Origin of the sequence: Streptomyces virginiae, from assembly GCF_041432505.1 — a bacterium.
Classification (GTDB): Bacteria; Actinomycetota; Actinomycetes; order Streptomycetales; family Streptomycetaceae; genus Streptomyces; species Streptomyces virginiae_A.
In genome coordinates, this window is the sequence record NZ_CP107871.1 from 4,322,539 (window position 1) to 4,336,708 (window position 14,170).

12 protein-coding genes, 1 tRNA gene and 1 pseudogene are annotated in these 14,170 nt (G+C 70.8%); 4 read left to right on the forward strand and 10 right to left on the reverse strand.

Annotated features, from left to right (window positions below):
• Positions 1 to 151 precede the first annotated feature (151 nt).
• The 8 genes from OG624_RS20180 to OG624_RS20215 all read right to left on the reverse strand — a co-directional run bounded on the left by OG624_RS20180 (position 152) and on the right by OG624_RS20215 (position 7,578).
• Complete coding sequence (locus OG624_RS20180; RefSeq protein WP_033223340.1) at positions 152 to 463, reverse strand: hypothetical protein; 312 nt, start codon at positions 461 to 463, stop codon at positions 152 to 154.
• A gap of 755 nt (positions 464 to 1,218) precedes the next feature.
• Complete coding sequence (locus OG624_RS20185; protein WP_033223338.1) at positions 1,219 to 1,665, reverse strand: DUF6344 domain-containing protein; 447 nt, start codon at positions 1,663 to 1,665, stop codon at positions 1,219 to 1,221.
• A gap of 383 nt (positions 1,666 to 2,048) precedes the next feature.
• Positions 2,049 to 2,133: transfer RNA gene (locus OG624_RS20190), tRNA-Ser, on the reverse strand.
• Between the two features lie 51 nt (positions 2,134 to 2,184).
• Positions 2,185 to 3,132, reverse strand: a complete 948-nt coding sequence (locus tag OG624_RS20195; protein ID WP_033223337.1) for a trypsin-like serine peptidase — start codon at positions 3,130 to 3,132, stop codon at positions 2,185 to 2,187.
• Positions 3,133 to 3,413: 281 nt separating this feature from the next.
• Positions 3,414 to 4,460: a YeiH family protein gene (locus OG624_RS20200; RefSeq protein ID WP_033223336.1), complete on the reverse strand. Its 1,047-nt coding sequence runs from the start codon at positions 4,458 to 4,460 to the stop codon at positions 3,414 to 3,416.
• A complete protein-coding gene (locus OG624_RS20205) occupies positions 4,460 to 5,008 on the reverse strand; it encodes a cysteine dioxygenase family protein (RefSeq protein ID WP_033223334.1) in 549 nt (182 codons plus the stop codon). The genes OG624_RS20200 and OG624_RS20205 overlap by 1 nt, the downstream gene beginning before the upstream one ends.
• Positions 5,009 to 5,087: 79 nt before the next feature.
• Positions 5,088 to 5,993: a LysR family transcriptional regulator gene (locus OG624_RS20210; RefSeq protein ID WP_033223332.1), complete on the reverse strand. Its 906-nt coding sequence runs from the start codon at positions 5,991 to 5,993 to the stop codon at positions 5,088 to 5,090.
• Positions 5,994 to 6,093: 100 nt separating this feature from the next.
• Positions 6,094 to 7,578, reverse strand: coding sequence for a S1C family serine protease (locus OG624_RS20215; protein ID WP_033223331.1), 1,485 nt, complete (start codon positions 7,576 to 7,578; stop codon positions 6,094 to 6,096).
• Between the two features lie 240 nt (positions 7,579 to 7,818).
• On the opposite strand from OG624_RS20215, the gene OG624_RS20220 reads away from it, so the two are divergent.
• The 3 genes and pseudogenes from OG624_RS20220 to OG624_RS20230 all read left to right on the forward strand — a co-directional run bounded on the left by OG624_RS20220 (position 7,819) and on the right by OG624_RS20230 (position 10,473).
• The gene (locus OG624_RS20220; protein WP_208869387.1) at positions 7,819 to 8,607 is read left to right on the forward strand and encodes a glycerophosphodiester phosphodiesterase; all 789 of its coding nucleotides are present in this window, start codon (positions 7,819 to 7,821) and stop codon (positions 8,605 to 8,607) included.
• Positions 8,608 to 8,717: 110 nt separating this feature from the next.
• Positions 8,718 to 9,304: pseudogene (locus tag OG624_RS20225) on the forward strand (ATP-binding protein).
• A 194-nt stretch (positions 9,305 to 9,498) separates the two neighbouring features.
• The gene (locus tag OG624_RS20230) at positions 9,499 to 10,473 is read left to right on the forward strand and encodes a DUF5926 family protein (RefSeq protein WP_033223326.1); all 975 of its coding nucleotides are present in this window, start codon (positions 9,499 to 9,501) and stop codon (positions 10,471 to 10,473) included.
• Between the two features lie 180 nt (positions 10,474 to 10,653).
• On the opposite strand, the gene OG624_RS20235 is transcribed toward OG624_RS20230, so the two are convergent.
• Positions 10,654 to 11,226: a hypothetical protein gene (locus OG624_RS20235; RefSeq protein ID WP_033223324.1), complete on the reverse strand. Its 573-nt coding sequence runs from the start codon at positions 11,224 to 11,226 to the stop codon at positions 10,654 to 10,656.
• A gap of 109 nt (positions 11,227 to 11,335) precedes the next feature.
• Positions 11,336 to 12,097, reverse strand: coding sequence for a bifunctional DNA primase/polymerase (locus OG624_RS20240; RefSeq protein WP_033223322.1), 762 nt, complete (start codon positions 12,095 to 12,097; stop codon positions 11,336 to 11,338).
• Positions 12,098 to 12,493: 396 nt separating this feature from the next.
• Here OG624_RS20240 and OG624_RS20245 point away from each other — a divergent pair, with 396 nt between their 5' ends.
• Entirely contained in the window at positions 12,494 to 14,050 is a 1,557-nt protein-coding gene (locus OG624_RS20245; RefSeq protein WP_266352470.1) for a PP2C family protein-serine/threonine phosphatase, read from the forward strand.
• Positions 14,051 to 14,170: the final 120 nt, after the last annotated feature.

Consider the following 14,170-nt stretch of genomic DNA (forward strand, 5'->3'; position numbering starts at 1 on the left):
GGCATCACATCATCGAGGGAACCTGACTGTCCGTCAGATTCACCCGTGGTGTCAAGGTCGGGGCGGCATGCGCGAGGGCGCCTGCGCTACCGGACCCCAGCCGGTCCGGTCGCACAGGCGCCCTCAAGAATCGGAGCGGCTCAGGCCGCGGCTACCACCAGGGGACGAAATTGACCGCGACGGCCGTGTGGGACTGGTCGATCGCGGTGAGGGCCGAGCCGTTCACCTGGGCGGTGTTGCTCTGGTTGGAGGCGCCGGAGCCCGTGGCCACCTGCTGTGAGGTGGACGAGTTGCCGTTGTTGTCGCCGCCCACACCGCTGCCGACGACGCCGGCCACGCTCGCATTCGATCCGTCGTTCGCGAAGGCGCCGTTGTCGGCCGACGCCACCCCGCCGAAGAGAGCGGCGGCGAGGGGGAGAGCAGCGACGGCGGCGATGACGCGGGCGGTACGGATGCTTGCCATGTCTTGATCCTCCAGAAAACCGAAATGGGACTCTTCACAAGGCAGTTGGCCGACCGCCTTGGTGGTTCGTTCCGTGTGGTGACGACGTCGCGAGACCAGAGTTGCCCACCGAATCCCCGGCGAACCACCCCGGAGCAGCCGATTCCCCCGCAAGTATGACCAACATCGGATAAACCTCATTCGCGCCCTCGAAGCCCCAGGTCAGCGCCCTGGAAGCGGCTGAATCCCGCGCCGCGCAAGGGATGAAGCGTTCCGCCGGACCGCCTGTCCCGAGCATGCCGAAAAGGGCCGCGCCGTCCGGGAACCCCACCGTCTCCCGGGCCTGCGGCCCTGCAATGCCAAGCTTCACGCCCCCTGCGCGCCCCGGCGTGAGCCGGGGTGATCCATCCATGCCCTGCCCAAGGGCACCCTCGTAGCGCGATCCACGGTCACGACCGACCGGGCTCCAGCGCCTGATACCAGGCCTACTGCTGCTCTTGTCCCTGCTGATCCTCTGACTGCTGCTTCTGGCTGCGGCTTCTGCCTGCGACTTCTGCCTACTGTTTCTGCCTGTTGCTCGTGCTGCTGTTCTTGCCGCGGTTCTCGATACCGCTACCGCTTTTGCCCTTGCTCCTGTCCGGCGGCGGCGCGTGCGCCTGCGAACCGGACCCTGCGACTGCCGTGCGTTGTTCTGCTCTGCTCTGCGTTGCTCTGCGTTGCTCTGCTCTGCGCTCTCGTGGACTGCGCGTACAGGACGCACGTACCGGGCTACGGGACTACGCGGCGAGCGCGAGTCCGTCCCGGGCGGCACCGGTGGCGGCTGCCGGCACTGCGGCTGCGGGCGCGGGTACCGCGGCGTGCGGTGCGGCGGGTGCTGCGGGCGAGGTCGACGTGCGGGAAGCGGTCCCGGATCCGGTCCCGGCGCCCATGGCCGCGGCGGTGGTGGAACGTCGTACGGAGGGCGTCTTGCCGTGCGCCTCGGCGCGGATCCGCTGCTTGATGGTCGGCGGCAGCGAACCGCCCCGCATCATCGCCCGCCAGCTCCGCCGGGCCGCGACGGCCGGCCGACGTACGGCGGTGGCCTCGGCGCCCTCGGTGCCCGCGGCGGCGAGGGCGGCGGCGGCCGGGGCCGACTTCACTGCGAGACCGAAGCCGGAGAGGACGGCCATCAGGACGGCGAGGACGGAGGTCCAGATCGACGTGAGGATGCTGCGCTGAGTCATGACGAGGTGCCTCGATTCACGATGTTCGGACGGGCGGATCTGAATACATTCGTCATGATGTGGTCGCAACCGCGTCGCCCCCACGACGCGCGCCGATCTTCCGACAAACACCACTCGGAAGGCCCAACACCGTGGCTCGGCCCTCGCGCCCGCCCTCCCCGGATCCGCCGGAAACGCGCCCCTGAATCCGCCCTGACCTGCGCATTTCCTTCAGCACGCGCCCGCCGGACCGGCAAGCCGGGAATCGCCTCGCCCGCCTTGCCCCGGCGGAGTAGGGACGACGCGGTCGAGTTCGCCCGCAAGCTGATCGAGGCCCGGGAACGGCGGAAGGGGTGCCCCTGGTCGGGACACCCCTTCTGATCAGCACATCGTCTGACCTGGTGCGGTGGGTGTGGGATTTGAACCCACGGTGACTCGCGCCACGACGGTTTTCAAGACCGTTCCCTTAGGCCGCTCGGGCAACCCACCTGGCCGGTACAGAGTACCGGCCAGGTGGGAGTGGCGGGAGCGGCTCTGGGGTCAGGAGGTCTGGGCCTTGTCGTAGGCCGCCTTCACCTCGTTGCCGAAGTACGGGCCGTACATCCGGTTCGGGAGGAAGGTGTAGCCGAAGCTGTTCACCGAGACCTGGGTGCCCAGGCCCGTGGCCTCGTTGAAGTCCTGGAACCAGGGGCCGCCGCTGGAGCCGCCGGTCATGTTGCAGCCCAGGCTGTGGTCCTTGGTCAGCAGGAAGTCCTTGCCGCTGTTGCCGCTGCAGTAGACCAGCTTGCTGCCGTCGTACGGGGCCGCCGCAGGGAAGCCGAAGGAGTACATCTTCTTGTTGTAGCCGCCGTTGAAGGCGATCCCCTGGGCCCCGACGGCCTGACTGAGGGTCTGCCCGTTCAGCGGGGCGACGACGGCGAGGCCGACGTCCATGTTCATGTCCTCGCTCGCGGCCCACTGGTCGGTGGCGAAGGTCTTGGTGGCCGACCACTGCCCGTAGGGAGCGGAGCCGTTGTTGTAGGCGGGGACGAAGACCCAGTTCGTGTGCCAGGCGCCCTGGTACTTCACGCAGTGGCCGGCCGTGATGACCGTGCTGCCGTTGGCGCTGGTGATCGAGTCGCCGGAACAGGACGCGGTCCGGTCGCCCATCTTGAAGAAGACGCGCCCCGAGGTCTTCACCACGGCGCCGCCGGCCGTCCAGGCGCCTCCCGCCTGCGGGAACGCCGTGGGGGACGCGGCCGCCGTCGGGGCGACGGTCGTCGGGGTCGCCGACGTGGCGACCGGGGTACGGGCCGCTCCGGGGACCGCCGTCACGTCGAGCGGGACGGCTGCGCGCATCCGCTCGGCGGTCCAGAAGCCCTGGGTGTGCTGCTGCCGGAAGGACGCGGGGGCATCCGCGGCGATCGAGGGGGTGGCCGCCGTCAGGGCGCTCGCGACCAGGGCGCCGGCCGCGAGCAGGACGGACAAGGCCGTGCGATGACGATTCACGCATGACTCCTTCTGCCGTGCCCGGGCCGGGTGGCGAAGCCGGGCAGGGTGGGGGTGAAGAACGGTCGGTGCGGATCGGCTGTGCGCGGTTCGTGGAACGTCGTGCGTCGTGCGTCGTGCGTCGTGCGTCGTGCGTCGTGCGTCGTGCGTCGTGCTGATTGCCGGGGGCAGAGTGGCACGGGCACGTCGCAATGTCAGCGGGCAGTCGGAACGTTCGGTCGGTTCCGGCCAGGAAATGGCCAACTCCACGTCGTTGCAATGCCATACGGCGTCATGCCGCGTCATACGGTGAGCATCACGCCCGCGTACGAGACGCCTGCGACCACCACCCACGCCCCGAGGCCCAGTGCCGCGGCCCGCCCGCCGGTCCGGGCCAGCGTCGGCAGGTGCACCGCGCTGCCCAGGCCGAACAGGGCCGCCGCCAGCAAGGCCTCCTGAGCGGTGTGTGCCCACTCCAGCGCTACCTCGGGCAGGACCCCGGTGGCGCGCAGCGCGGCCGCGGCCAGGAACCCGAGCACGAACAGCGGCACCGGCGCCGGCCTGCGGCCCGAGGCGGTACGCACCCCGCGCCGCCGGGCCCGCACCGAGAAGGCCACGGCCGCCACCAGCGGGGCGAGCAGCGCCACCCGCATCAGCTTGACCAGGACCGCCTCGCCCAAGGCGGCGGGGCCCGCGGTCTGCGCGGTGGCCACGACCTGGCCGACATCGTGGACGCCGGCGCCGACCCACCGCCCGAAGGCGAGGTCGGAGAGTCCCAACGGCCCCTGAAGGAGCGGGAGTATCCCTATGGCGAGCGTGCCGCAGAGAGTCACCAGTGCCACCGAGGCGGCCACATCCTCCTCATCGCTCCCGGAGACCTCGCTCACCGCGCCGATCGCCGAGGCACCGCAGATCGAGTACCCGGTGGCGATCAACAGCGGCTGATCGCCAGGGAGTCCCAGCCGGCGGCCCAGCCAGAGCGTGCCGAGGAAGGTGGCCGCGACCACGCCGACCACCATGGCCACCGTGGCCCAGCCCAACCGGAGCACCTGGTCCAGTCCCAGGCCGAGGCCCAGCAGGACGATGCCCATCCGCATCAGCCGACGACCGGCGAGGGAGAGGCCCGGGCGTGCGGCCGCGCGTACGAACGTCCGAAGGCCCGGCAGGTGCGCCACCGCGATGCCCAGCACCACCGACGCGGTCAGCATCGGCACGGCGGGCACGAGGCGATGGACGCACCAGGCCGTCAGCGCGCCGCCCGCTGCCATCGCCAACCCGGGCCACGGAGTGGGTGTTTCACGTGAAACAGGCCGGACCGGCGTGCCCTGAGGGCGGTGGAGGAGGGCCATCAGTCGACAGGGAGCGTGTAGACGCGACGGATGCTGGTGCCCAGCCGGGAGACGTCGGCGCCGTACACGTGCACCGATATCGCCTTGGTCGTACAGGAGTTGCGTACCTTGTGGATGTCACCGGGCGGGGCGAACCCGCAGACCTCGCCCTGGGCGTTGACCACGTCCTCGGTGGCCACCAGCCGGGCGGGACCGGCGCCCGGGGCGAGCCGGAAGCGGCGTTCGCTCTCCTCGCCCTGGTGCACCCCTGCCACGCACCAGGACACGTGGTCGTGGATGCAGGTCTCCTGCCCGGGCAGCCACACCAGTGCCACCACGGAGAAGCTGCCGTCGGACTCGGCGTGCAGGATGTGCTGCCGGTAGCGCTCCGGGTCGCCTTCCTGCTGCGCCGGGGTCAGCAGGTCGGGCGCGCCCAGGTGCGGGGCGAGCCGTTCGCCCACCAGGTACGCGGTGAGGTCGGGAGCCAGCCCCCGCTCCACGACCGTGCGGATCTCACTGACGAGGGCGGCCATCCTCGTGGTGGTGCGGGCCGGCGTGGTGGTGGTCATATCGGCAGCGTGCTGCCGACGTTCCATCACGTCCAACGACAGTTATGACCTGAAATCCCAAGCACCGCTTATGGATCGGTCAGCAGCCGACCCGGTTTCCCGCCACCTGCTTCAGCGCGTCGAGCACCACGGCCGTCGCCGGGATCCGCAGATGGTCGCGGTAGACGTACGCGGCGATGTGCCGGCGAGCGGCGGGCTGGAGGGCCCGCCCGCAGACCCGGCTCAGCGAGAGGGAGGGCAGCACCAGCGCCGGCATCATCGCCACGCCCAGCCCTTGTGCGACCAGGCTCTGCACGACCAGGTTGTCGTCGGTGGCGAACCGGATGTCGGGCACGAACCCCAGCTCCGCGCATTCGTGCAGCAGGTTCGCCCGGCAGCGCGGGCAGCCCGCGATCCAGCGTTCCTCGGCGAGGTCTGCCAGGTGCACGGCGCGGCGGCGGGCCAGCGGATGCCCGGTCGGGAGCAGCACCGTCAGCTGGTCCTCCATCAGCCTGACCTCGGCGACCTCCTCCGGGATCTCCTCGTGCAGGCCGGGATAGGTGAAGGCCAGGGTGATGTCGCATTCCCCGCGCTCCAGTCGGCGCAGCGACTCGGGGGGCTCGCCCTCCAGCAGTTCCACCTGTATGCCCGGATGGTCCTTGGCCAGGCCGCTCAGGGCCTCGGGGACGAGGGTGACATTGGCGCTGGGGAAGCCGCACAGCCTGACGCGGCCGGTGCGTAGCCGGGCGTACGCCCTCAGCTGGGCCTCGGCGGCGGAGAGGTTGCCGAGGATGGTCTCGGCGTGCCGGGAGAGGGACTCCCCGGCCTCGGTGAGCTGCATCTTGCGGCCCACGCGGGTGAACAGCGGGGTGCCGACGGCGCGTTCGAGCGCCTTCATCTGCTGGGTGATGGCGGGCTGGGTGTACCCCAGCACGCGGGCGGCGGCGGAGTACGACCCGGAGGCGACCACCGTGTGAAAGGTCCGTATGTGCCGAGAATCGAACACGAGCGAAGCATAAGCGGACGTTGGAGGGGCCGTAGGCGGAATCCCGCCTACGGCCCCTCCTGATCGGGTCGCCGCCGCGACCGGTGGTGCCGGGGTGCCGCTACTTGTCGCCGACCCGCGAGCCGAGCGTGATGTCGACCGTGGTCGGCTTGCCACCGCGCAGGTAGGTGAGCTTCACGGTGTCGCCGGGCTTGTACGTCCAGATCATGCTGATCAGGGTCGGGCCGCTGTCGACCGGCTTGCCGCCGAACTCGGTGATGATGTCGCCGGGCTTGAGGCCCGCCTTGCCGGCCGGGCCGTTCGGGTCGACCAGTTCGTTCGCCGCCGCGCCCTGCTCGGAGATCTTGGCGCCCTCGGACTTGGCCTGGAGGTCGACCGAGACGGAGATCACCGGGTAGACCGGCTTGCCGGTCTTGATGAGCGATTCGGCGACGTTCTTCGCCTGGTTGACCGGGATGGCGAAGCCGAGGCCGATGGAACCGGCCTGGCCGCCGCCGAAGCCGCCGTTGCCCGCCGACTGGATCGCGGAGTTGATGCCGATGACCGCGCCGCGTCCGTCGAGCAGCGGGCCGCCCGAGTTGCCCGGGTTGATCGAGGCGTCCGTCTGGAGGGCGCTCATGTACGAGTTCTTGCTGCCGGAGCCGTCACCGGAGGCGACCGGACGGTTCTTGGCGCTCACGATGCCGGTGGTGACCGTGTTGGACAGGCCGAAGGGGGCGCCGATCGCGATGGTCGAGTCGCCGACGGCGACCTTGTCGGAGTCGCCCAGCGGCAGCGGCTTGAGGCCGGCCGGCGGGTTCTTCAGCTTGAGGACGGCGACGTCGTAGCCCTGGGCACGGCCCACGACCTCGGCGTCGTACCGCTTGCCGTCGGAGAACGTCGCGAAGAGCTTGCCGCCGTTCGCGGCGGAGGCCACGACGTGGTTGTTGGTGAGGATGTGGCCCTGCTGGTCGTAGACGAACCCGGTGCCGGTGCCGCCCTCGCCGTCGCCGGCCGAGGCCTCGATGGTGACCACGCTGGGCAGGGCCCCGGCGGCCAGACCGGCGATGGAGCCGGCCTCGCGCTTGAGGTCCTTGGGGGTGTTCGCGGCGCTGATCGTGGTGGAGCCGGTGCCGTTGTCACTGCGCTGGGCGGCCCAGTAGCCGACGCCACCGCCGATGCCGCCCGCGAGGAGGGCCGCCACGAGCACGGCCGCGACCAGGCCGCCCTTGCCCTTCGGCTTGGGCGCGGGGTGGCCGTCGGTGGTCAGGGGAGCGCCCCAGGCGCCGCCGCCGTGGCCGCCCGCGCCGTACGCCGGCACCGGGGGCGGCGGAGGCGGCCAGCCCTCGGCCCCGTGCATGGCCGGGGCGGGAGCCTGACCGTAGGCCGGGGCGGGAGCCTGACCGTAGGCCGGGGCCGCCGGTGCGGGCGGGATCTGCTGGGTGGGCTCGGTGCCGGGCGCCGGGGTCGGGGGCAGCTGCTGGGTCACCGGCTCGCCGGTGGCGGGCGCGGGGGCCGAGCCCTGCGTCGCGGAGGCCGGAGCAGGGGGTACGGACGGGGCCGCGGGGGGTGTCGGGGCCGCGGTGCCCTCGTTCTCGTTGCTCACAGCGCTCTCTCCTCGTCACACACGGCTTCGGAAAATTCTCTGGCGATATCGGTCCGACTGAACGTTCGACGTGCCGCACAAGTTCCTGGGCAAAGCCTTTCCCATGACCCGTCAGAGCACTGTAAGCCGGACCTGTGCATCTCTCCCCATTCTTTATATCCGACATTTCGGATGCACTCCCGGGGTCCACCCCGACGCCCGGGCGTCACTCGGTGGCACCATGACCCGGTGACCCACGCAATGCCGCGCACCATCCAGGTCGTCGCCCACCGCGGCGCCTCGGAGGATGCCCCCGAGCACACCCTGGCCGCCTACCGCAAGGCCATCGAGGACGGCGCCGACGGCCTCGAATGCGATGTCCGACTGACCGCGGACGGCCATCTGGTCCTGGTCCACGACCGCCGGGTGAACCGCACCTCGAACGGCCGCGGCGCCGTCTCCGCCCTGGAGCTGGCCGATCTCGCCGCCCTCGACTTCGGCTCCTGGAAGGACCGCGAGGAATCCCCCGACTGGGACGCGGACCCCGAACGCACCTCCGTCCTCACCCTGGAGCGCCTGCTGGAGCTGGTCTCCGACGCCGGACGGCCGGTGCAGCTCGCGATCGAGACGAAGCATCCGACCCGCTGGGCCGGACAGGTGGAGGAGCGCCTGCTCGCCCTCCTCAAGCGCTTCGGTCTGGACGCCCCACCGACCGAGGGTCCGCACCCGGTGCGGGTCATGAGCTTCTCCGCGCGCTCCCTGCACCGGGTCCGGGCGGCCGCGCCGACGATCCCGACCGTGTATCTGATGCAGTTCATCTCGCCCCGGATGCGGGACGGGCGGCTGCCGGCCGGCGTGACGATCGCGGGCCCCGGGATGCGGATCGTGCGCAATCACCCCGCCTTCATCCACAAGCTCCAGGGCGCGGGCCACTCCGTACACGTATGGACCGTGAACGAACCCGAAGACGTTCAGCTCTGCGCTGATCTGGGCGTGGAAGCAATCATCACGAACAGACCCCGCCAGGTTCTGTCCCAACTCGGGCGCTGAAGCCCCCATTTGCGCACCCGCCACCCCTGACCCGTTCGTTACAGGGTGTGCCCCGGCGCATCCGCTCCGCATTCGATCGGCATGAATGCGTCAGGGGGGCCCGCTTCGGGCTGCTTCGGCGGTTTCCGGTCCAGGCCATTGGGGCATCCAGACCATGCGTGGGGCTAAGGAGGTTCCGGGGGTGGCGTTGGTGGTGGCACAAGAAGTGCCCACGTCGTCGTGCATGGACGTACGCCATGGTCCTGCGGGCGTGAGCGAGGCAAGACACCGGATGCGCGAGCAACTGCGTATCAGCGGAGTGCCTGAATCGGTCGTGGACGATGCCGTACTGATCCTTTCCGAACTGCTCAGCAACGCCTGCCGACACGGCAGGCCGCTGGGCTCTCGGGAAGTCGGGGACGGGGAGATACGCGCCGCATGGCGCGTCGACAGAGCGGGTCGACTGACGGTCGAGGTGACGGACGGAGGCGGGCCCACCCGCCCGGTTCCTGCCACGCCCTCGGTCACCGCACGGGGCGGTCGGGGGCTGAACATCATCAGCGCCCTGGCCCAGGACTGGGGTGTCCGGGACGGAGCGGCGGGTGAGGTCACCGTGTGGGTGATCGTTGCCTGTGGGCCCCGGCACGACGATTTCGCTACGCGCGTTGCGCCCCCGGCGATCGACTTCAGTACGGCGTTCGACGACCTGGATTCCTGAACAGGGATCCCCGACCGCACGAACGACACGAGAGCAAGACAGCACGACAGCAGTACCGGTCATCCGCACAGGCGGCCGTCCGGGAGCGCACGCCGACCGTGCTCCCGGCCGCACCCAACCGGTTCCGGCGGTACGAACGGCTAGGCTCGCGCCCAGACACGACGCCGTACCGCCGCAACCGGGAGACACGCACGATGGCCAAGAAGCGCCCCGCAGCCAAGACTGCAAAGCCGCAGCTCAACAACGGTGAGATCCCCGTCGTGGGCGCCCGCGAGCCCTGTCCCTGCGGATCCGGCCGCCGCTACAAGGCCTGTCACGGCGCAGCCGCCGCGCACGCCGTCACCGAGCACGTACGGCGCCCCTTCGAGGGGCTTCCGGGCGAGTGCGACTGGGTCGCGCTGCGCGAGCTGGTGCCCGCCGCCACCGTCCCGCTGTCCCTCAAGGGCGGTCTGCCCGAGGGCGTGCCCTCCGTCACCCTGGTGACCGTACTGCCCATGGCGTGGCCCGCGCTGCGCCGCGAGGACGGGTCCGTCCTCCTCGGCCTGCAGAACGACTCGTCCTCCGGGGACCTCGGCCGCGACATGGCCGACACCCTGGAGCGCGCCCTCGTGGCGGAGCCCGGTACGCCGGTCGCCGCTCGCCGGGTTCCCGCCGAGGGGCCCCGACTTCAGGATCTCCTGGACGCCGACGGCGGTTTCGAGCCGGTTGTGCACACCGGCTTCGAATTCTGGATTCCGGAATCCGAGAACGCCCAGAACGCGTCGCCGGAGATCGCCGCATCGCTGGAGCGCGCCAACGCGGCCGCCATTCCCACCGTCAAGCTGACCGGCGTGGACGCCGCCTACTGGTGCGAGACGCCGGACAAGAACCACCTGCGCTGGGTCATGCCGCACCCCGAGGAGAAGCTGCTCGACGCCCTCGCGCGACTGCACGCGGCCGGCACCACCTCGCTCGGCGAGGGCACGAAGCTCGTCGGCTCCTTCCGCGCCCACGGCCTGATGGTCCCGGTCTGGGACCTGCCCACCGGGGTCACGGCCGACGACGTCGAGAAGCCCGCGGCGGAGTTCGCGGAACGGCTGGCCGGAGCGCTGGCCACGGACGCCCCGCTGACCACGGAGGAGCGCCGGGCACGTGGCGGACTCACCAACCGCCAGGTGACGCTCAGCTGACCGAGCGCCCGCGCGGAGCCGGTGACCGGAGTCACAACTCCCGCTAATCGTCTGCAAATCGGTGTCTGAATATCGGAGATCGAATTTGCGTACAGGCGATCTCTTGTTACCGTTCTTGTAGCCCGGTCGCTGGTGCATCCCCCGTCGCCAGCGACCGGGCCCTTGATTTTCCGGGTCCGATCAACGGTCACCCGGTGCCGGTGAGTTGCTCCCGGACCTCAAGAGCAGTTCCCCTTCATCATCCGGAACTGCAAACTCCGCTACGGCCGAGTAACTCTCCGGGCCGCCGGCCGAAGCCTCCTTGGGCGTCTCGCACAAACCCGGTTCGTCCCCCGCGCCCACCGCGCACCGAATCTGGACCGTGCGCCCGGCCGGACCCATCATCGTGAGCACCGCGTCCAAAGTGCGACCACTTGTGTTCCGGTAGTAACTCCGGCCCCACGTCCGGCCTTCGCCGACCAATACACAGGTTTGCGCCTCCACCCCGTGCGGCGAGGACAGCTCGGGACCGCAGCTCGAATCCGTACGCGGTTGCTCGGCCGGACCGGGCTGCTGCGGGTCGGCCGTGGGCGCCGAGCGCGCGGGCGCGGCGGGGGATGTGCGGGAGGAGTCCGAAAGACCGAGCGCCGAGAACACGCCGCCGCCTTTTCCGTCGTCCTGACCGGCAAAGTCCGGCCCGGCGATCGCGCCGGCGAGCGGGAGCGACAAGATGATCAACACACCGGCGCCGATACCGATCAGGCGGAGATTCATTCGCCGAACATAGCGAGGAGGGAATGGGGCGCGGAGATCCCCGCGCCCAATTCCCTTGGAAACTCGTCCCGCTGGCACCCGTACGAGTGATCCTCACAGGCCCCGCAGGTCAGTACGCGAGCCTGCTGCCGCCACCGGGCGCGCCGCTGCTGGCCTCGACCAGCGCGTCCACGACCGCCTCGATCTCGGGCAGCCAGAGGCTTCCCGCCGGCGCCTGCGGCACCTGAGCCCGCGCCGAACGTGCCCGCGGCTGCCGCGCCGGCGGCTGCGCGCCCGGCTCCCGTTCCCAGCGCACCTGACCACCGCTGGACGCGGCGGAGGGCGGCAGCAACAGGTAGCCGCCCTCACCGTGGAAGCGCAGGGAGGAGGGCACGTGATCCTTCGCGTACAGCAGTTCGCCGAGCCGCTCCAGGGAGTAGGGCTCCACCAGCAACGCCCAGCGGGTGGGCGTGGCGACGACCGGACCGAGTCGCATGCCCTGCGCGTCCAGTCGTACGAGGGCGCGCGCGGCCGCGCCGGCCGGCAGGCTCACCGCGCACGGGGCGGTGCCACCGGTGGCCATCAGGACGGGGGCGGTGGGCCGGTTGGTCCACCACCAGGCCACCATCCGGGGGTCGGTGGTGGCGGCGAGCAGTCCGGGGTCGAAGGGGTGCGCGCCGGGCACGGCGCAGTCGGGGTCGGGGCAGGCACATCGTTTGCCGTCGGCGCCGGACCGGCCGACGCCGGGCAGGACGGGCCACTGCCAGGTGGTGACGCAGACGAGCGCCGCGTCGAGGAGAGCCGATGAGTCGTTGCTCTGTACCGGGTCGGGGCGCAGGAATTGAAAGCGATCACGGAGCCGCTGGAGACGCCTTCCGAGGATCTCGCGCATGTGCGCTCGTTCCTTTCCGTTGAACGCCGAGGGCCACATCACACCATGTAACCGGTGTCTCACCACACGTACAGGTTTCGCGTCACTGTCCGCCAGAAGCAGGTTCACACGGTTCGTGCAGGTTCTTACAGGTCCATCAAACGTCCCGCGGGGGTGGAGCGCGACCCGCGCCGGCCACCGGGACCGGCGGCCGCCGCTAAGGACGACGACCCGCACCGGGTGGTTCCCGGCAACGCCAACTGGCCCCGTGCATCAACGAGTACGTACCCGAGCCCCCTGCGGAGCCCGCTCAGTCGATCGCAAAAACCGACTGCTTGCCGCTTTTTCCGGCCAAGTTCTAGCCTTGGCTCGACCGTGAGTTGCGGCCCCACGGACACCAGGATTCCCACCTGGGCAATGCTGGACATGCATCCATGTGTGCGTGTAGATGTGGATTCCTTGATGGCGGCGCAGCACGATCTGGGGGTTTGCGATGCTATTTGGCGAATCGCACCAGGTGGAAAGGCGGACGCCATGAGCGCCCCGCATCTGCCGAAAGTGGCTGGAATCGATCCAGCAGTAACGGCGTCACCGCACACTGCGGCGCCCACGCCCGCCCGGACCACCCCCGCACCGGCCCCTCCGCCCGGCGGCCCGGGCAGTGTCATCCAGGACCGGCTGGCGGGCATGGTCTCGGACCTCACCACCCTCCACGAGCTCACCGAACGCCTCGCTCGCGCCAGTGACCTCGACACCTCGCTGCGCGAGTTCCTGCGCGCCGGAGCCACGCTCGTCGGCGCCCGTCGCGGTCTGATCGTCCTGGAGCCCTCCGACGGACTCGGCCCGACCAGCACGATCGGCCTCGGGCTCGGCCACGCGGAGCTCGGCCACATCGAGACCGTGCCGCGCAGCGCCACCTCCTACGGGCGGATCCTCGACGGTCTGCCCGACGCCCAGGGTGGTTCCGAATTCCTTCCCGAGCCGGGCGCAGCCCCCGGAACCGGGGGTTTCGCCGCCCCCGTGGACCCTCGCCACCGTGAGGTCGCCGCCCGCCTCGGCTACGCCGCGAGCTACTCGCTCCCCCTCACCGCCGAGGCCACCGGCCGGCTCGGCGCGGCCGTCTGGCTCTACGACGAGCAGGCCGAGCCGAGCGACCGCCAGCGCGACCTCGTCGGGCTGTACGTGCGGCACGCCGCCGAGCACCTGGCCCGGATGCTGGAGGTGGAGCGCTCCCGCTCGCACCTGGCCACCGTCTCCGAGGAACTGCTGCCGAGCAGGCTCCCCCGGATCCCCGGGGTACAGCTCGCGGCCCGCCACCACACCGGGCCGCTCGGCGGGGGCGACTGGTACGACGCGCTGCCGCTACCCGAGGGCGCCCTGGGCCTGGCCGTCGGCTCCGTCACCGGATCCGGGCCGAGCGCCGTCGCCGCGATGGGGCGGCTGCGCGCATCACTGCGCGCCTACGCCGTCATGGAGGGCGAGGACCCGGTGGCGGTCCTGTCCGACCTGGAACTGCTGCTGCGCCTCACCGAGCCCGCCCGCTCCGCCACCGCGCTCTTCGCCTACTGCGAACCCGCCGGGGGGCCGCAGTCCGCCGGGCAGGGCAGCAAGATCATCCTGGCCGGGGCCGGGCACACCCCGCCCCTGCTGATCGGCGAGCACCGCACCGAGTACGTGGAGACCTCGCTCTCCGCGCCCCTGGGGATGTTGTCCTGCTGGGAGGCGCCCAGCATGGAGATCGAACCCGCACCCGGAGAAACGGTGCTTCTCTACACCGACGGGCTGCTGCACCACACGGGCGACCCGATGGACCGGGCCTACGCCCGGCTGCACGCCGCGGCCGCGGGGGTCCCCCGCAGCGTCCGCGAGGACCCGGCCGCCCTGTGCGAGCACATCCTGCGGACCGTCCTGCCCGGCGGGAACCCGACCGACGCCCCCGAGGACATCGTGTTGCTCGCGGCCCGGTTCGAATGAGGCCCGGAGCATGTTCCGAATCGTGACGGACGGCACGATTCGGAACAGCTCTCTCCCGTACACGCATACGATGGATGCGGTCCACACCCAGGTCCGTACCGTCGTAGCTGAGGAGAAGAC